Origin of the sequence: uncultured Paracoccus sp., assembly GCF_947487305.1 — a bacterium.
GTDB lineage: Bacteria > Pseudomonadota > Alphaproteobacteria > Rhodobacterales > Rhodobacteraceae > Paracoccus.
Genome location: NZ_CANKWH010000003.1, coordinates 284,657 through 300,254, shown reverse-complemented (window position 1 = coordinate 300,254; position 15,598 = coordinate 284,657). Strand labels below are relative to the sequence as shown.

Below are 15,598 nucleotides of genomic sequence, written 5' to 3'. Positions count from 1 at the left end.
TGTTCTCCTCAGTTCGATTGGCCGGCGAGTTCGTTCAGCGCGGCGCGGGCGGCGACATGAGCCTCGGCCCCGGCCAGCCATGCGGCCATCTCGGGCTCGTCGCGCGCAACGGCGGGCAGGGCCTCAAGTTCGCTGAGCGCGGCGGCCAGATCGCCCGCCTGCACGGCGGCATCGGCGCGCGACAGCACCGCATCGGGATCGGCCCCCTCGCGCGGCTCGACCGAGCGGGCGCCGATCTGGGCGCGCAGGAAATTCCCGATCAGCGTGCCACCATCGGCCTCTGCCGAGCTGTCACGCAGCGCCACCTTCAGCGCCGCGCGCGCGGCGGGGGCAAAGCCCTCCTGCAGCACAGGGAGGGTCGGCGGCTCGGCCTGCACCGCCTCGGGCGCGGCGACCCCGGCTTCCTGCAATTGCTGGACAGCGGCATCGGTCGAGCTGCCCTCGTCCAGCGCCGATTTCAGCGCCGCGACGGCAGCCACCGCCTCGGCCCGGATCGTCGAGTTCTGCGCGGCTTCCTGCAACTTCTGCGCCTCGGCCAAGGCGGAATCGATCTGGGTCTTGGCGGCAGCGGCCGCCTGTTCCAATTCGGCCTGCATCGCGGCCAGCCGCTGCTGCAGTTCCGGCGAGACCCCACCGCCACCTTCGGCGGGCGCGGCACTTTCCAGCGCCGTAAGTTTCTCGGACAGCGCGGCGATCTGCTGCGATTGCGCCTCCAGCGCGGCCTGCAGTTCCGGCGTGGTGTCGGCGCCCGCCGGCATCTCGGCGATGATCTGGCGCGCAGCCTCGGCCCCGGCCTCGCCCGCCTGCTGCGTCACCGCCTCGCCCTGCGCGGCGATCTGGGCCGAGGCTGCGCTTGCCGCCTCGCCCAGGATTTCCTGTTTCAGCGTGGCAGTATCGACCGCCGCTGCCGGCTGCAGACCGTTGGGAAAGGCCCAGAGCGCAGCCGCCGCGCCGATCCCTGCGGCCACGACGCCGCCAAGCGCCACGGGCCAGAAGCCGGATTTCTGGACCACGGGTGCCGGTGCACTCGTGGTTTTCGCCGCTTCGGTCTTGGCGGGTTCGGGCTTCGGCGCCTCGGTCTTCACGGGTTCGGCCTTGGCCGGCTCGGTCTTGGGTACCGTCGTCGCAGGTTTCGCCAGCGGAGTCGCCGGCGCCGTCTCGGCCGAAGCCACCCGGTCCTGCGTGGTCGAGACCAGCACCGTCGGCTTGTCGTCGGTCTTCTTGGCCGCAGCCGCCTCGGGTTTCTTCTGCGCGCCGAGCAGGGCCGAGTCGGCGGGTTTCACCACGCCCCCGCTGGCAGCCGCCTTGGCGGCGGTGCCGGCCTCGACCGTCTTGCTCTCGATCACCGAAGCGTCTGCCGCCGCCTTCTTCGCGGTCGTGGCAGTGGCTGCATCCTTCGCCTTGGATTCCGCGCTGGATTTCGCAGGCGTCTTGTTCTCCGGATTTTTCACGTCTTTTCCCCGTCAGAAGTTCGGCGCGGGCCTCCGCCTCGGCGCGACCCTTTGGCGGTCGATACTAGAGAGCCGCTGTCCCCGGCTCAACCCGCTCTCCGCATCATTGTTCCGGCGAAAGCAGGCTCCGGATCGCTTTTATTACCCCGTCGGCATCCGGGCGCGCGGCAATCCGCGATCGCTCGGCCGGATGGCCCCAGCCTGCCCGCGCAGATTCGCTGATCGCAGCCAGCAAGATCGGGGCTTTGACACTATTTTCCACCGCGTCCGACAGCAGCCGGGCCGAGCGTGGCGAGAAGAGCGGCAGGATCACCGGCGCCGCGTCGGCCAGCAGACCCTGGGCTGCATCGGACAGCGGCTGCGACCATTGGTCATAGACCACCATCCCCTCGACTGGCAGCTCGCGCGCCAGATGCCGGCCCTGCGGGTGGATCAGCGGCACCGGGCTTGCGGCGATCAGGGGCAGCAGTCCCCCGGCCTCGCCGGTCGCGCCCTCCTGCACCTGAAACCCCGCCGCCCGCGCCAGCGCCGCCGTGCGCGGCCCGACACACAGCGCCAGCCGCCCCTGCCCCGGACCCGCGGTGGCGACCGCATGGGCCGAGGTGAAGACGAGGCCCGGCGCCGAGGCGAGGCGCGCGGCGTCATGCGCGACCGGCACGATTCGCAGGATCGGCGAGATTACCACCGGCAGGCCCGGCGGCAGCCCGCCGGCAAAGCGGCGCGAATCCGCTTCGGGCCGGGTCAGCAGCACGGTAGGGCGCGGGTCGGCGCTTGGCATTGGCAATTCCCCGGTGAGGGTGATACCCCGAAGCCCTAACCCCGCGACCCCGACATGGCAAATGATGAGTGATCTGGTCTTTCTCGGCATCGAAAGCAGCTGCGACGATACCGCCGCGGCCGTCGTCACGGGCGATGGTCACATCTTGTCCTCGGTGGTGGCCGGGCAGAACAGCCTGCACGCGGATTTCGGCGGCGTCGTGCCCGAGATCGCAGCCCGCGCCCATGCCGAGCGGCTGGACGGGGTGGTCGAACAGGCGCTGGCCGAGGCCGGCAAGGATCTGAGCGATCTTGATGGCGTGGCGGTGACCGCCGGGCCGGGGCTGATCGGCGGGGTGATGGCAGGGGTGATGATGGCCAAGGGACTGGTCGCCGGGACCGGCCTGCCGCTCGTCGGCGTCAACCATCTGGCCGGCCATGCCCTGACCCCGCGCCTGACCGACGGGATCGGCTTTCCCTACGTGATGCTGCTGGTCTCGGGCGGGCATTGCCAGTTCCTGCGGGTTGAAGGCCCCGAGGATTTCACCCGGCTCGGCGGCACCATCGACGACGCGCCGGGCGAGGCCTTCGATAAGCTGGCGCGGCTTCTGGGCCTGCCCCAGCCCGGCGGCCCCTCGGTCGAGGCCGAGGCGGCTGAGGGCGATGCCAGCCGCTTCGACCTGCCGCGCCCGCTGCTGGACCGGCCGGGTTTCGACATGTCCTTCTCCGGCCTGAAAACCGCCGCCCTGCGCCAGCGCGACGAGTTGGTGGCGGCACAGGGCGGGCTTTACCAGCGCGACCGGGCCGATCTTTGTGCCGGCTTTCAGGCCGCCGTCAGCGATCTTCTGGCCGGCAAGGCCGCGCGGGTGATGAAAGCCTCGCCCGCGCCGGTTCTGGCGGTGGCGGGGGGCGTGGCCGCGAACCGCACCATCCGTGCCGCGTTGGAAAAAGTTTCCAGCGATGCCGGCACACGCTTTCTTGCCCCGCCGCTGGCGCTCTGCACCGACAATGGCGCGATGATTGCCTGGGCTGGGATCGAGCGGTTCCGGCAAGGCGCAGCGGATGACCTGACGCTGGCCGCGCGCCCGCGCTGGCCGCTGGACCAGCGCGCCGCGCCGATGCTGGGCGCGGGCAAGAAGGGGGCCAAGGCATGACCGTCTCGGTCCTTGGCGCTGGCGCTTTCGGCACCGCTCTGGCGGTCACGCTGGCCGGTAACGGGCCGGTGACGCTGTGGGGGCGTGACGCGGCCAAGCTGCGGGCGAACCCGAAACTGCCGGGCGTCAGCCTGCCGCTCGAGGTGAAGGCGACCACTGATCTCGCCAAGGCCACCGCCGCCAATACCCTGCTGCTGGCCCTGCCGGCACAGGCGCTTGGGGCCTTCCTCGCCGACCATGCCGGGCTGCTCGACGGCAAATCGCTGGTCAGCACCGCCAAGGGCATCGACCTGACCACGTTGACCGGCCCGTCCGAACTGATCCGCGCCGCCTGCTCCGCTGCCACGGTCGCGGTGCTGACCGGCCCCTCCTTCGCCACCGACATTGCCCGCGGCCTGCCCACCGCGCTGACACTGGCCTGCGCCGATGCCGAACGGGGCGAGGCGCTGCAGGCAGAGCTGTCCACGCAAACCCTGCGGCTCTATCGCTCGACCGACGTGACCGGGGCGGAACTGGGCGGCGCGCTGAAAAACGTCATCGCCATCGCCGCCGGCGCGGTCATGGGCCGGCAACTGGGCGACAGCGCCCGCGCCGCCATCATCACCCGTGGCTTTGCCGAAATGACCCGGCTGGCAACGCATCTGGGCGCTCGGGCCGAGACGCTGACCGGGCTCTCGGGTCTGGGCGACCTGACGCTGACCTGCACCTCGGACCAGTCGCGCAACTATCGCTTTGGCTTCAGCTTGGGCGCGGGGACCGAATTCGACAGCTCGACCACGGTCGAGGGCGCGGCCACGGCGCAGGCGGTGGCGGCACTCGCCGGCAAGCTGGGGCTGGACCTGCCGATCACCGCCGCCGTCGCGGGGCTTGTCACCCGCCGCGTATCCGTGGAAAAGCTGATGCAACAGCTGCTGAACCGACCGTTGAAGGACGAATAATGCCACTTTTTGCCGTCATCTGCCGCGACAAGCCCGGCCATCTGCAGACCCGCATCGACACGCGCGAGGCGCATCTGGGCTTTCTCAACGCCCATGGCATCGTCCGCATGGCCGGCCCGCTGATCGAAGAGGGCGAAATGCGCGGCTCGCTGCTGGTGGTCGAGGCCGATGATCTGGCCAGCGCGCAAGGCTGGGCCGATCAGGACCCCTACAAGGGCGCGGGCCTGTTCGAGAAGGTCGAGATCATCGAGTGGAAGAAGGTGATCGGCTGATGCGCTACTGGCTGTTCAAATCCGAGCCCGATGTCTTTGGCTGGGACGATCTGGTCGCCACGGGGGCCAAGGGCGAGGAATGGGACGGCGTGCGCAATTACCAGGCGCGCAACAACATGCGCGAGATGAAGATCGGTGATCGCGGGCTGTTCTATCACTCGAATATCGGGAAAGAGGTCGTCGGCATCGTCGAGGTCTGCGCCGAAGCGCATCACGACAGCTCGACCGAGGACCCGCGGTGGGAATGCGTCGATATCCGCGCCGTCGCGCCGGTGAAGACGCCGGTGACGCTGGATCAGGCCAAGGCCGAGCCACGGCTGAAGGACATGATCCTGGTGAACAATTCGCGCCTGTCGGTGCAGCCGGTCAGCGAGGCCGAATGGGCCGTGGTGATGGAACTGGCCGGGATGGACGGGATCAAGGCCTAGGCTGCCGCGAAGCGGGGGAGGCAGGATGCAGGACAGAACCAGACGCCTGTCACTGGCACCGGACCATGTCGCCCATGTCCAGCGGGTCGTCGCGGATGCCGGCCCGCCGCCGGGGGCCGAACAGCAGACCGATGCCGATTATGACGAATGGGTCGCCCGCATCCTGGCCGACCGCCCCGCGCCCGACCAACCCATCCAGCTTTTCGCCTATGGCTCGCTGATCTGGAAACCAGAGCTCGAGCACCTGTCCGAACAGGTCGGCATCGCGCGCGGCTGGCACCGCGCCTTCTGCCTGCGTGCCCTGCGCTTTCGCGGCACATTGGACAAACCCGGTCTGATGATGGTGCTGGACCGTGGCGGACAGTGCCGGGGCGTGCTGTATGAGCTGCCGATGCAGGATCTCGAGGCGCAACTGCACCGGCTGTTCCGCCGCGAGTTCACCATGAAGCCGATCAACAACATCCCGCGCTGGCTGACCGTCCAGACGGCATCCGGCCCGGTCAAGGCCCTGGGCTTCGTGATGAACCGCCAGTCGCCCAACTATGCCGGACGCCTGCCGCTGGAGGAGGTCGCGCAGACGCTGGCGGTGTCTTGCGGGCATTGGGGCAGCGGGGCGGAGTATCTTTTCAACACCGTCTCGCATCTCGAGGAGATGGGCATCCATGACAGCGGGCTATGGCGGCTGCAGCGGCTGGTTGCCGAGGAGATCGACCGGAACAGGGCGGACGGCAAGCAAGAGTGGGATCAACCGCAGGGGTAACGTCAGCCCGGAGGTAAAGCAGCTTACGATAGAAAGGGTTCCGGTCGCAAACAGGTCAACCGGAACCCTCCCCCCATGCGCCCCACTTCCACCGCAGGCATTCTGTCAGGGTTTGAAACTCACCGGGGCGACCTTCTGCCCGCTCACTCTCCGGTGATAACCTGTCTGCCGATTCCCAGCAAATTCAAAGCCCTTAGCCTTTGAGACAATCTTGCTAGAGTTCCCCGCCGGCACGGGTTAATTTCCCCCGCGAAACGAATTGCAGGAGGCCCTATGAGCCAGCGTTTGCACCTTGTCTTCGGCGGCGAGCTTGTCGATCCGCAGAAGACCGAATTCCGCGATACCAGCCAGATCCATGTCGTCGGCATCTTCCCGAATTACGAACAGGCCTACAACGCCTGGAAAGCCGAGGCGCATCGCACCGTCGACAGCGCCCAGACCCGCTATTTCATCGCGCACCTTCACCGGCTGCGCGACGAGGAAACGCCGGTCAGCCCGACCGAGGAACTGGGTAGCTGATGTCCCGCTCCAGCCTTGGTTCGCTTGGGCTTTGGCTGGAGCTGCGCCGCAAGCGCGGCGGGCGGTTGCAGAACCTGTCGCTGCCGTCGGGCAAAGGACCGCTCTTGATCCTGCGGGCAACGCCCGAGGCGGCGGCGGCGGCAGATCAGGTTGTCGCGGCGATGCGGAAGGCCACGCCCGACCTGCGTATCCTGTTTCTTGGCCGCGACGGCCTGCCCGATGTGGCCGACGATCCCGTCGCCGCGCCACAGCTCTTGGCCGAGGCGCAGCCAAGGGCGATCCTTCTCTTGGGCGATGATCTTCCCGCCGCCCTGATCAGCGCAGCCGAAGCCGGGGCCACGCCGCTGGTCCTTGGCCAGATCGCCATCCGCGAGAAACCCGTCTGGGGGCTGGAGCGCAGCCTGCAGCGGCACCTTCTGGAACCGGCCGAGGTGATCTGCGTCACCGACGAGGCCAGCCGCAAGGCCGCACTTGCGATGGGCCTGCCCGCCGCCCGCATCCGCCTGACCGGCCCGGTGACCGAGATCCGCGATCCCCTGCCCGGCTTCGAGGGCGAGCGCATGACCCTGGCGGCGATGCTGCGCGGGCGCCATGTCTGGCTGGCCACCGCCCTGCCCGTGGCCGAGGAGGAGGCGGTGTTCCAGGCGCATCTGGCGGCGCTGCGCCACTCGCACAAGGCGCTGCTGGTGGTGAACCCCGCCGATCCGGCCGTGGCCGATGCCATGGCCGACCGCTTCGAGGCGGGCGGGCTGGTGGTGGCACGGCGCAATGCCGACGAGGACCCGACGACCGAGGTGCAGGTGCAATTCGCCGAGGATGCGCAGGAGCTGGGCCTGTGGTACCGGCTGGCGCCGCTTTGCTACATGGGCGGCACGCTGTCGGGCGAAGATGCGACGGCGCGCCACCCGTTCGAGCCAGCCTCGCTCGGCTCGGCGATCATGCACGGGCCGCAGATCGGCCGGCACGAGGTGGTCTGGCGCCAGCTCGACGGTGCCGGCGCGACGCGGCGGCTGCGTGATGCCGGCGACCTGGCGGTCGCGGTCACGCAGCTGTCGCAGGCCCAGCAGGTCGCCACCCTGGCCGCCAATGCCTGGGCGGTCAGCACCGGTGGCGCCGGCGTCGCGCTGGAGATCGCGCGCCCGGTGATGAACCTGTTGAAAGGGATCAAGGCATGAGTCGCCCACCCGCCTTCTGGTATCACCGCCCGCCGACGCTGGCGGCACGGCTGCTGTCACCGCTTGGCGCGCTTTATGCCGCCGGCACCGCGCGCCGGCTGGCCCGCGGCGCGCGCGAGAAACTTGCGGTGCCGGTGATCTGCGTGGGCAACCTGAATGCCGGGGGCACCGGCAAGACCCCGACGGTCATCCATCTGCTCCAGGCGCTGCAGGCACGCGGGGTGGCGGCGCATGTCGTCTCGCGCGGCTATGGCGGATCTGCGACCGGGCCGCTCAGGGTCGACGAGCGCAGCCATGACGCCGCCCTGACCGGGGACGAGCCGCTGCTGATCTCGGCCTTCGGGCCGGCTTGGGTGTCCAGGGACCGTCTTGCCGGAGCGCGCGCGGCCATCGCGGACGGGGCGCAGGCGATCATCCTGGATGACGGCTTTCAGGACCCGGCGCTGTCGCATGACCTGTCGCTGATCGTGGTCGATGCCGCGAAGGGCTTTGGCAATGGGCTCTGCCTGCCCGCTGGTCCGCTGCGCGAGCCGGTGGATGTGGGTCTTGAGCGGGCCGACCTGCTGCTGTCGATCGGGCCAGAGGCCGCGCAGACGCGATTTTCTGCGCCCGGCGGCATTCCCCACCTGCGGGGCGCGCTGGACCCCTTGCAGACCGGGATCGACTGGCAGGGCCATCGCGTGCTGGCCTTTGCCGGGATCGGCCATCCCGAGAAATTCTTTGCCACGCTCGCCGGATTGGGCGCCGATCTGGTTCGAGGCGAGGCGCTGGACGATCACCAGCCCTTCACCGCCGGTCTGCTCACGCGGCTGGAAACCGAGGCGCGGCTGTCGGGTGCGCAGCTGGTGACGACCGAGAAGGACGCCGTGCGCCTGCCGCGCGAGTTCCGCCCGAAGGTGCTGGCCCTGCCGGTGCGGCTGCAGATCAGCGATCCCGCGCCGCTGACGGATGCGCTGGATCGTCTGTTTCCGGCGTGAGCCCGGGGGCTTTCCGCCCCCGGACCCCCGAGGATATTTGGACCAAGATGAAAGGTTCAGGCGCGCAGCGTGCCGCCGGTTGCCTTCTGCACCTTCTCGATGATCTTCTGGCTGACGGCCTCGATCTCGGCATCGGTCAGGGTCCTGTCGCGTGGCTGCAGGCGCGTGGTAATCGCGATCGACTTCTTGCCGCCCTCGAGCCCGGTGAACTGGTCAAAGACCGTGACCTTCTCGATCAGCGTCTTGTCGGCCCCGGCGGCGGCATTGACCAGCGTCAGTGCCTCGACCTGCCCGTCCACGACAAAGGCAAAGTCACGCTCGACCGCCTGCAGGCCCGAAGCCTCCAGCGCCGGGCGGGTGGGCGTCTTGACCTTCGGGAAGGGCACATTAACCAGCCGGATGGTGAAGCCGACGGCAGGGCCTTTCACATCCATCTCGCGCAGGATCTTGGGGTGAATCTCGCCGAAGCTTGCCAGCACGTTCGGACCAAGGGCGATATTGCCCGACCGGCCCGGATGCCACCAGCCGTCCAGCTTGCGGTTGATCTGGGCCCTGGCCGGCGCGCCGATGGCGGCCAGCACCGCCTCGGCATCGGCCTTGGCGTCATAGAGATCGACCTTGCGGCGGCTGCCATAGGGATCGCGCGGCGCGGTCGAACCGACCAGCAGACCGCTGAGCTGCAGCGCCTGATCGCCCGGCTCACCACCCGAGAAGACCGGACCGACCTCGAACAGCGCCAGATCGGCGAAGCCGCGCGCCTGATTGCGGGCGGCGGCGGCCAGAAGGCCGGGCAGAAGGTCGGGGCGCAGATGGGTCATCTCGCTGCTGATCGGGTTCTCGACGCGCACCGCATCGGTGCCGCCAGCGAACAGTTCCGCCGACTTCTGGTCGATGAAGCTGTAGGTCACGCACTCATTGTAGCCCAGGGCCGCCGCCTGACGGCGGGCGGCCTTTTCGCGCATCTGCAAGGGCGTCAGCACCGGCAGCGGCACGCCCGGCTGCGGGCGGGGCAGCGGCTTGCCCTCGAGCTTCGTCAGGCTGGCGATGCGGGCGATTTCCTCGACCAGGTCGGCCTCGCCCAGCACATCGGGGCGCCAGCTCGGCGGATGGGCCATCTCGCCTTCCAGCCGGAAGCCGAGCGCCTCGAGCGTGGCGCGCTGCGTGGCCTCGGGGATGTCGAGGCCGACGAGACTGGCGACACGCGCCGGGTTCAGCCGATAGGCACGGTCACCGGTCGGGATCGCCCCGGCAGTGACCACCTCGGACGGCTCGCCGCCGCAGAGGTCCATGACCATCTGTGTCGCCAGGTCCAGCCCCTGCAGGGTAAAGGCCGGGTCGATGCCGCGCTCGAAGCGATAGCGGGCGTCGGAATTGATCTTCAGCGCCCGACCGGTGGCGGCGGTGCTGATCGGGTCGAAATAGGCGGCTTCGATGAAGACATCGGTGGTCTCGTCGGTGGACCCCGAGGCCGCGCCGCCCATGATCCCGGCGATGCTTTCCGGGCCGTTGGCGTCGCAGATGACCACCGCGCCTTCGGGCAGGGCATAGGTCTTGTCGTCCAGCGCCACGATTTCTTCGCCCGACTTCGCGGAACGCAGGATCAGGTCGCCGTGGACCTTGGCCGCGTCGAAGACATGCAGCGGGCGGTTCAGGTCGAAGGTGAAGAAATTGGTGATGTCGACCAGCGCGCTGATCGGACGCAGCCCGATGGCGCGCAGGCGTTTTTGCAACCAGTCGGGGCTGGGGCCGTTCTTGACGCCGCGCACCAGCCGGCCTGAGAAGAAGAGCACCTTGGCGGCTACCTCGGGGGCGATGGTGACGCCGATGGGCGAGGGGAAGCTGCCGGCGATCTGCACCGAGCGCACCGGCTTCAGCACGCCCAGACCCCGCGCCGCCAGATCGCGGGCGATGCCGTGCACGCCAAGCGCGTCGGGACGGTTGGGGGTGATCTTCACATGGATCATCGGATCGATCTTTTCCGGCGCGTTCGCCGCCAGCCAGTCGGTGAAGCGCTGGCCGACCTCGCCCGAGGGCAGTTCGATGATGCCGTTATGTTCGTCCGACAGTTCCAGTTCGCGTTCCGAGGCCATCATGCCGTGGCTCTCGATGCCGCGGATCTTGCCGACGCTCAGCGTGGTGTCGATGCCCGGAACGTAATCGCCGGGCTTGGCCAGCACGCCGATCAGCCCGGCGCGGGCGTTCGGGGCGCCGCAGACGATCTGCTTCTCGCCCTCGTCGGTCGCCACCTTCAGCACCCGCAGGCGGTCGGCATCGGGATGGGGCGTAGCCTCCAGCACCTTGGCGATGGTGAAATTCCTCAGCTTGCCCGCCGGATCGGCGGCCTCTTCGACCTCGAGGCCGAGATCGGTCAGGGCCTCGGTGATCTCGTCGAGCGAGGCCGTGGTGTCGAGATGCTCTTTGAGCCAGGTAAGGGTGAATTTCATGTCAGAAACCGTCGCTGCGGGCCGGGGCCGTGTTCGCTTTGGCGCGGGTCTATCCGATGTGCGCGGGGATTGGTAGGCCTGCGGGGACAGGCGCACTGGGCGTACACCGGATGTGCACAGGGCGTACACCGGGCGTACACCGGCTGCGCGCGCGCGATTGCGTGGCGCCGGGTCTTGTTTCGGACCCACGACCCCCTATGTTAATGCCATGAACATTAATTCCCTGCGTGGAGAAAGACCCGAAAGATGACCGTGCAAGAGCAACTGCTGATCGAGCAGCGCGTGACCAACGAGGCGAAATCGCCGCTGGTCGCCTATCTGCTCTTGATCTTCCTCTGGGGCTTTGGCGTGCACCGGATCTATCTGGGCCGCTGGGTCAGCGGCATCCTCATGGCGGCGACCTGGGGCCTCGGCTGGCTGACCGCGCCGATCCTGATCGGCTTCCCGCTGCTGGGCTTCGTCTGCCTCTGGGTGATCGTGGACCTGTTCCTGATCCCCGGCATGATCGAGGAAGACAATGCCGTGAACCGCCAGCGCATCGCCTCGGAACTGGCGCGGTATTAGCCCCGTGCAGGCCGCGCTTATCACCGTCGGGACCGTCCTCCTCTGCGGCGGGGCGATCGGGTTGTGGCATCTGGCGACAGGCCGGCGCGAGGCGCGGCTGATGATTGTGGCGCTGTGGCTGGCCCTGCTGGCCATGGCGCTGATCGCCGGCTCCCCGTTCAACCTCGTGATGGGCGCCGCCACGGTGATGATGGCGCTGATCGTCTGGCTGATCGGGAAACCCTGGTGGATCTAGCGGATCAGCCCTTGTCGGTGCGCAGTTCCGCGCCGAAGCCGATGCGATAGGGTTCCTGCTCGGCCACCGGCGGCACCGCGATCAGCAGAAAATTCAGCTGCGAGACGTGCTGAACGACCGTGACCTGTCGGTCGCCATCCAGAAGCCCATAGAATTCGATGATGTTCGGGTTGCGAAAGCCCATGCCCCGCACATGCAGCGCGCGTTCTCCGCCATAATTCGCCAGCTGGATGCCCAGCTCGTGATGGGCGGGCAGGTTCGCCTGAAACTCCTTCACCCGCGCCAGCAGATGGTTGAACACCTCCTCTGCGGCATGGAGCGTCGCCTGATCCGCCGCGTCCTCCTGCGGCCAGAGATCCTCGGCAATGGCCGGAACCGGGATGGTGATGGCGGGCGGGGTGGCGGCGGGCGGGATGATGGTGGGGGCACCGGCGAATTTCGGCGCGCCGGAGGGGGCGACGAGGGGTTTCTGGTCGGGCTTCTGGGCGGCGGCCTTGGGAGGGGTGGTCGGCGCCTTCAGCTCCGGCGTGGTCCGCGCGGGCTTCGTCAGCTTCGGCTCGGTCCTGGTTTTCGGTGTCCTGGTCATCATCATCTGCCCGCCTTGTGGTTTTTTCTTAGAATGCGCGAAAGGGGCGGGAAGGTGAAGGGATGGGAGGGGGGAGTCACCGGGATGTGCGGTGGGAGGGTGGGCTTGGTGGGGTTGAACCCCACCCTACGGTTCCTGACCCCACCTCACGCTCGCTTGCGCTTTAGCAGCACAAACATTCCGACAATCGCGCAGATCACAAAGACTAATATTGTAATCGGCAGCATCAGAAATGATGCCACCGATGCAACACCAATGGTTCCGGCAACGTATCCACCAGCGCCAGTCAAAATTGCCGCGCCTGAACTATGAGTTACTGCCGTAAATCCGAGAGCAGACAAGAAAACGTTTGCCCCAATTCCGGCGACTCCGAGGCCGCTTGCCGCACCTGCTACCCAGCGATCCTTCAGCCGATCAGGGATATAGCCTGCAATTCTCGCCAGCGGCGCAACTAGGAATCCGAGGCAGCGACCGAAGTATCTCATTCGTATTCGATCTCGCCTCACCTGCTCAACCCACCCGCCACACTCGGCACATCCCCCGCAGCAAACCCGTAATGCCGCAACCAGCGCAGATCCGCCTCGAAGAAGGCGCGCAGGTCCGGGATGCCGTATTTCAGCATCGCCAGCCGGTCGATGCCCATGCCGAAGGCAAAGCCCTGCCATTCGTCGGGATCGACCCCGCCCGAGCGCAGGACATGCGGATGCACCATGCCCGAGCCCAGAATTTCCATCCAACTGTCGCCCTCGCCGATCTTCAGCTGGCCGTTTTCCCAGGAACAGCGGATATCGACCTCGGCCGAGGGTTCGGTGAAGGGGAAGTGCGACGCGCGGAAGCGCAGTTCGACCGAGGGCACTTCGAAGAAGGCGCGGCAGAATTCCTCCAGCGTCCATTTCAGCTGGGCCATCGAGATGTCGCGGCCGATGGCCAGCCCCTCGAGCTGGTGGAACATCGGCGTATGGGTCTGGTCCATGTCCATGCGATAGACCCGGCCCGGGGCGATGACGCGGATCGGCGCGCCCGTTTCCTGCATGGCGCGGATCTGCACCGGCGAGGTATGGGTGCGCAGCACATGCGGCGGGCGGTCGTCGCCGGGGGCGCGGTGCATGAAGAAGGTGTCATGTTCCTGCCGGGCGGGATGTTCGGGCGCGATGTTCAGCGCGTCGAAATTATACCAGTCGCTTTCGACCTGCGGGCCTTCGGCAACGGCAAAGCCCATATCGGCGAAAATCGCCGTCACCTCGTCCATGACCTGGCTGATCGGGTGGATGGTGCCGGCGGGGCGCGGGCGGCCCGGCAGGGTCACATCCAGCCATTCGCTGGCCAGACGCGCGTCGAGTGCCGCATCCTCCAGCGCCAGCTTGCGGGCGCGGAGCGCGGCGTCAAGCTCGTCGCGCAGTTCGTTCAGGGCCTTGCCGGTGGTCTGGCGTTCCTCGGGCGTCATCTTGCCCAGCTCGCGCATCTTCAGGCTGATCTCGCCCTTCTTGCCAAGCGCCGCCAGCCGCACCTCCTCGATCTGCGCCGGATCGGCGGCACTGGTGATGCGGTCCAGCCAAAGCTGGCGAAGGGGGGTCAGGTCGTCCATCTTGTGCCTCGAGCGTCTTGTCGCGGGATGCGTTAGCATTTCGGCGCGCGAGGGGGAAGCGCGAAGGGGTGGATGAGGGCCAGCGTCCGACCGCGGGGGGACGCTGGGGCGGCTCGCCGACAGGGCTTTATGGCGCAAACATATGGAAGGGCTGTTCGGCGCTGACCGGCGAAAAAGCGTCCGCCCGAGGGGCGGTCGGACGCTGGCCCGTGCTGGTCGCACGGGCCGGGTCTGCGGGTCCATTGAATTGACAAGGGGCCCGAAGGCCCCCTGCCCTGTCGCTTATTTCCAGATCTCGCGGTTCACGCCCGGGGCGATCTCGGGATGGTCGGCGATGTGGAACTTGGGCAGTTTGCCGGCCTTGCGCTGCGCCAGATAATCGCGCGTCACATAGGTGATCGTCCCCGACAGCGCCACGATGGCGATCAGGTTGATCGTGGCCATCAGCCCCATGCTGGCATCGGCGAAGTTGAACACCGTGGCGACGGTCTGGATCGCGCCCCAGATCACCATGGCCAGTGCGGCGACCCGCAGGACCATGATGCCGGTGGTGCCGGCACCCAGATAGACCACCGCGTTCTCGGCATAGGAATAGTTGCCGATGATCGAGGTGAAGGCGAAGAAGAAGATCGCCACCGCCACGAAGACATGGCCGAAGCTGCCGAAATGGTCCGACAGCGCGGCCTGTGTCAGCGCCACCCCAGTCAGTTCCGCCGAGGGCATGACATCGGCCAGAAGGATCATCACCGCCGTGGCCGAGCAGACCAGCAGCGTGTCGATGAACACCCCCAGCGCCTGCACGAAGCCCTGCGACGAGGGGTGATGCGGGTCGGGTGTCGCCACTGCGGCGATGTTCGGGGCCGAGCCCATGCCGGCCTCGTTCGAGAAGAGGCCGCGCTTGATCCCGTTCAGCGCGGCGGCAGCCACACTGCCGGCGACGCCGCCGACCGCCTCTTGCAGACCGAATGCGGATTTGACGATGCCGATCAGGATGCCCGGCACATGGGTGATGTTCATCACCATGACGATGACGGCCGCCAGCAGGTAGATCCCGGCCATCAGCGGCACGACCTTCTCGGCCACCCGCGCGATCTGCGGGATGCCGCCAAAGATGATGACGGCAGTCAGCACCGCCGTCATCACGCCGACGATGGCCTTGTTGATGCCAAAGGCGCCGCTGACCGCCTCGGCGATGGAATTGGCCTGCACCGCGTTGAACACCAGACCGAAGGAGATGATCAGCGCCACCGAGAAGATCGCCGCCAGCCAGGGCTGCTTCAGCCCGTTGGCGATGTAATAGGCCGGGCCACCACGATACATGCCGCCCGGGCCATGCACCTTGTAAAGTTGGGCCAGCGCCGATTCGGCATAGGCCGTGGCCATGCCCACCAGCGCCACCATCCACATCCAGAAGATCGCGCCCGGACCGCCAAGGGTCAGCGCCACGGCCACCCCGGCGATATTGCCGGTGCCGACGCGGCTGGCCAGCGACACCGTCAGCGCCTGGAAGGGCGTGATGCCGTTCTTGTCGGCCTCGCCCGAGCCGACGACGCAGCGCCACATCTCGCCGAAATGCCGGAACTGGATGAAGCCCAAGCGGATGGTGAAATAGACCCCAACCGCCAGAAGGCCGTAGATCAGGATGTAACCCCAGAAAATCGTGTTCAGAAAACCAATGATCGCGTCCATGGCATGTCCCCCTGCCCGTTTCTCGCTTGCGGAGTGTGTAACAGGTTCGTGACTGCGGCAAGTGT

17 protein-coding genes are annotated in these 15,598 nt (G+C 67.6%); 10 read left to right on the top strand and 7 right to left on the bottom strand.

Features of this window, described 5'->3' with window-relative positions; translation table 11 throughout:
- Positions 1-8: 8 nt before the first annotated feature.
- Together Q1A36_RS06205 and Q1A36_RS06200 are read right to left on the bottom strand one after the other, a co-directional pair.
- Positions 9-1,451, bottom strand: a complete 1,443-nt coding sequence (locus Q1A36_RS06205; RefSeq protein WP_299841087.1) for a hypothetical protein — start codon at positions 1,449-1,451, stop codon at positions 9-11.
- Positions 1,452-1,554: 103 nt separating this feature from the next.
- The gene (locus Q1A36_RS06200) at positions 1,555-2,229 is read right to left on the bottom strand and encodes a uroporphyrinogen-III synthase (RefSeq protein WP_299841086.1); all 675 of its coding nucleotides are present in this window, start codon (positions 2,227-2,229) and stop codon (positions 1,555-1,557) included.
- Positions 2,230-2,290: 61 nt separating this feature from the next.
- Between Q1A36_RS06200 and tsaD the strand changes: the two genes are divergently transcribed.
- The 8 genes from tsaD to lpxK all read left to right on the top strand — a co-directional run bounded on the left by tsaD (position 2,291) and on the right by lpxK (position 8,430).
- A complete protein-coding gene (gene tsaD / locus Q1A36_RS06195; RefSeq protein ID WP_299841085.1) occupies positions 2,291-3,361 on the top strand; it encodes a tRNA (adenosine(37)-N6)-threonylcarbamoyltransferase complex transferase subunit TsaD in 1,071 nt (356 codons plus the stop codon).
- Positions 3,358-4,299, top strand: a complete 942-nt coding sequence (locus Q1A36_RS06190; protein WP_299841083.1) for an NAD(P)H-dependent glycerol-3-phosphate dehydrogenase — start codon at positions 3,358-3,360, stop codon at positions 4,297-4,299. The genes tsaD and Q1A36_RS06190 overlap by 4 nt, the downstream gene beginning before the upstream one ends.
- Positions 4,299-4,571 carry a YciI family protein gene (locus tag Q1A36_RS06185; protein ID WP_299841081.1) on the top strand — a complete coding sequence of 91 codons (273 nt, stop codon included), beginning with the start codon at positions 4,299-4,301 and terminating at the stop codon, positions 4,569-4,571. The genes Q1A36_RS06190 and Q1A36_RS06185 overlap by 1 nt, the downstream gene beginning before the upstream one ends.
- Positions 4,571-4,999 carry an EVE domain-containing protein gene (locus Q1A36_RS06180; protein WP_299841079.1) on the top strand — a complete coding sequence of 143 codons (429 nt, stop codon included), beginning with the start codon at positions 4,571-4,573 and terminating at the stop codon, positions 4,997-4,999. The genes Q1A36_RS06185 and Q1A36_RS06180 overlap by 1 nt, the downstream gene beginning before the upstream one ends.
- Before the next feature lie 25 nt (positions 5,000-5,024).
- On the top strand, positions 5,025-5,759 hold the full coding sequence (locus Q1A36_RS06175) for a gamma-glutamylcyclotransferase (RefSeq protein WP_299841077.1): 735 nt from the start codon (positions 5,025-5,027) through the stop codon (positions 5,757-5,759).
- 273 nt (positions 5,760-6,032) lie between these two features.
- Positions 6,033-6,278 (top strand): DUF4170 domain-containing protein, encoded by a 246-nt coding sequence (locus Q1A36_RS06170; RefSeq protein ID WP_101753627.1) that lies wholly within the window; start codon positions 6,033-6,035, stop codon positions 6,276-6,278.
- The gene (locus tag Q1A36_RS06165) at positions 6,278-7,453 is read left to right on the top strand and encodes a glycosyltransferase N-terminal domain-containing protein (RefSeq protein WP_299841072.1); all 1,176 of its coding nucleotides are present in this window, start codon (positions 6,278-6,280) and stop codon (positions 7,451-7,453) included. Before Q1A36_RS06170 ends, Q1A36_RS06165 begins: the two co-directional genes overlap by 1 nt.
- A complete protein-coding gene (gene lpxK, locus Q1A36_RS06160) occupies positions 7,450-8,430 on the top strand; it encodes a tetraacyldisaccharide 4'-kinase (protein ID WP_299841070.1) in 981 nt (326 codons plus the stop codon). The genes Q1A36_RS06165 and lpxK overlap by 4 nt, the downstream gene beginning before the upstream one ends.
- Positions 8,431-8,486: 56 nt before the next feature.
- Here the strand turns inward: lpxK and pheT are convergent, their stop codons facing one another.
- Positions 8,487-10,874 (bottom strand): phenylalanine--tRNA ligase subunit beta, encoded by a 2,388-nt coding sequence (pheT, locus tag Q1A36_RS06155; RefSeq protein ID WP_299841068.1) that lies wholly within the window; start codon positions 10,872-10,874, stop codon positions 8,487-8,489.
- Positions 10,875-11,120: 246 nt separating this feature from the next.
- On the opposite strand from pheT, the gene Q1A36_RS06150 reads away from it, so the two are divergent.
- Together Q1A36_RS06150 and Q1A36_RS06145 are read left to right on the top strand one after the other, a co-directional pair.
- A complete protein-coding gene (locus tag Q1A36_RS06150; protein WP_299841066.1) occupies positions 11,121-11,438 on the top strand; it encodes a TM2 domain-containing protein in 318 nt (105 codons plus the stop codon).
- 4 nt (positions 11,439-11,442) lie between these two features.
- Entirely contained in the window at positions 11,443-11,673 is a 231-nt protein-coding gene (locus Q1A36_RS06145) for a hypothetical protein (RefSeq protein ID WP_299841064.1), read from the top strand.
- A gap of 4 nt (positions 11,674-11,677) precedes the next feature.
- Here Q1A36_RS06145 and Q1A36_RS06140 read toward each other — a convergent pair whose 3' ends face one another.
- The 4 genes from Q1A36_RS06140 to Q1A36_RS06125 all read right to left on the bottom strand — a co-directional run bounded on the left by Q1A36_RS06140 (position 11,678) and on the right by Q1A36_RS06125 (position 15,533).
- Positions 11,678-12,259 (bottom strand): DUF6173 family protein, encoded by a 582-nt coding sequence (locus Q1A36_RS06140; protein WP_299841061.1) that lies wholly within the window; start codon positions 12,257-12,259, stop codon positions 11,678-11,680.
- Between the two features lie 146 nt (positions 12,260-12,405).
- Positions 12,406-12,744: a hypothetical protein gene (locus tag Q1A36_RS06135; protein ID WP_299841059.1), complete on the bottom strand. Its 339-nt coding sequence runs from the start codon at positions 12,742-12,744 to the stop codon at positions 12,406-12,408.
- 17 nt (positions 12,745-12,761) lie between these two features.
- Complete coding sequence (pheS, locus tag Q1A36_RS06130) at positions 12,762-13,844, bottom strand: phenylalanine--tRNA ligase subunit alpha (protein ID WP_299841057.1); 1,083 nt, start codon at positions 13,842-13,844, stop codon at positions 12,762-12,764.
- A 282-nt stretch (positions 13,845-14,126) separates the two neighbouring features.
- The gene (locus tag Q1A36_RS06125) at positions 14,127-15,533 is read right to left on the bottom strand and encodes an alanine/glycine:cation symporter family protein (RefSeq protein WP_299841055.1); all 1,407 of its coding nucleotides are present in this window, start codon (positions 15,531-15,533) and stop codon (positions 14,127-14,129) included.
- Between the last annotated feature and the right edge of the window lie 65 nt (positions 15,534-15,598).

What these genes read in the sequence shown, in the direction of transcription:
- Q1A36_RS06200 (WP_299841086.1), bottom strand. Translation starts at nt 2,229, where the DNA reads ATGCCAAGCGCCGACCCGCGCCCTACCGTGCTGCTGACCCGGCCCGAA.
- tsaD (WP_299841085.1), top strand. Translation starts at nt 2,291, where the DNA reads ATGATGAGTGATCTGGTCTTTCTCGGCATCGAAAGCAGCTGCGACGAT.
- Q1A36_RS06190 (WP_299841083.1), top strand. Translation starts at nt 3,358, where the DNA reads ATGACCGTCTCGGTCCTTGGCGCTGGCGCTTTCGGCACCGCTCTGGCG.
- Q1A36_RS06185 (WP_299841081.1), top strand. Translation starts at nt 4,299, where the DNA reads ATGCCACTTTTTGCCGTCATCTGCCGCGACAAGCCCGGCCATCTGCAG.
- Q1A36_RS06180 (WP_299841079.1), top strand. Translation starts at nt 4,571, where the DNA reads ATGCGCTACTGGCTGTTCAAATCCGAGCCCGATGTCTTTGGCTGGGAC.
- Q1A36_RS06175 (WP_299841077.1), top strand. Translation starts at nt 5,025, where the DNA reads ATGCAGGACAGAACCAGACGCCTGTCACTGGCACCGGACCATGTCGCC.
- Q1A36_RS06170 (WP_101753627.1), top strand. Translation starts at nt 6,033, where the DNA reads ATGAGCCAGCGTTTGCACCTTGTCTTCGGCGGCGAGCTTGTCGATCCG.
- Q1A36_RS06165 (WP_299841072.1), top strand. Translation starts at nt 6,278, where the DNA reads ATGTCCCGCTCCAGCCTTGGTTCGCTTGGGCTTTGGCTGGAGCTGCGC.
- lpxK (WP_299841070.1), top strand. Translation starts at nt 7,450, where the DNA reads ATGAGTCGCCCACCCGCCTTCTGGTATCACCGCCCGCCGACGCTGGCG.
- pheT (WP_299841068.1), bottom strand. Translation starts at nt 10,874, where the DNA reads ATGAAATTCACCCTTACCTGGCTCAAAGAGCATCTCGACACCACGGCC.
- Q1A36_RS06150 (WP_299841066.1), top strand. Translation starts at nt 11,121, where the DNA reads ATGACCGTGCAAGAGCAACTGCTGATCGAGCAGCGCGTGACCAACGAG.
- Q1A36_RS06140 (WP_299841061.1), bottom strand. Translation starts at nt 12,259, where the DNA reads ATGACCAGGACACCGAAAACCAGGACCGAGCCGAAGCTGACGAAGCCC.
- Q1A36_RS06135 (WP_299841059.1), bottom strand. Translation starts at nt 12,744, where the DNA reads ATGAGATACTTCGGTCGCTGCCTCGGATTCCTAGTTGCGCCGCTGGCG.
- pheS (WP_299841057.1), bottom strand. Translation starts at nt 13,844, where the DNA reads ATGGACGACCTGACCCCCCTTCGCCAGCTTTGGCTGGACCGCATCACC.
- Q1A36_RS06125 (WP_299841055.1), bottom strand. Translation starts at nt 15,533, where the DNA reads ATGGACGCGATCATTGGTTTTCTGAACACGATTTTCTGGGGTTACATC.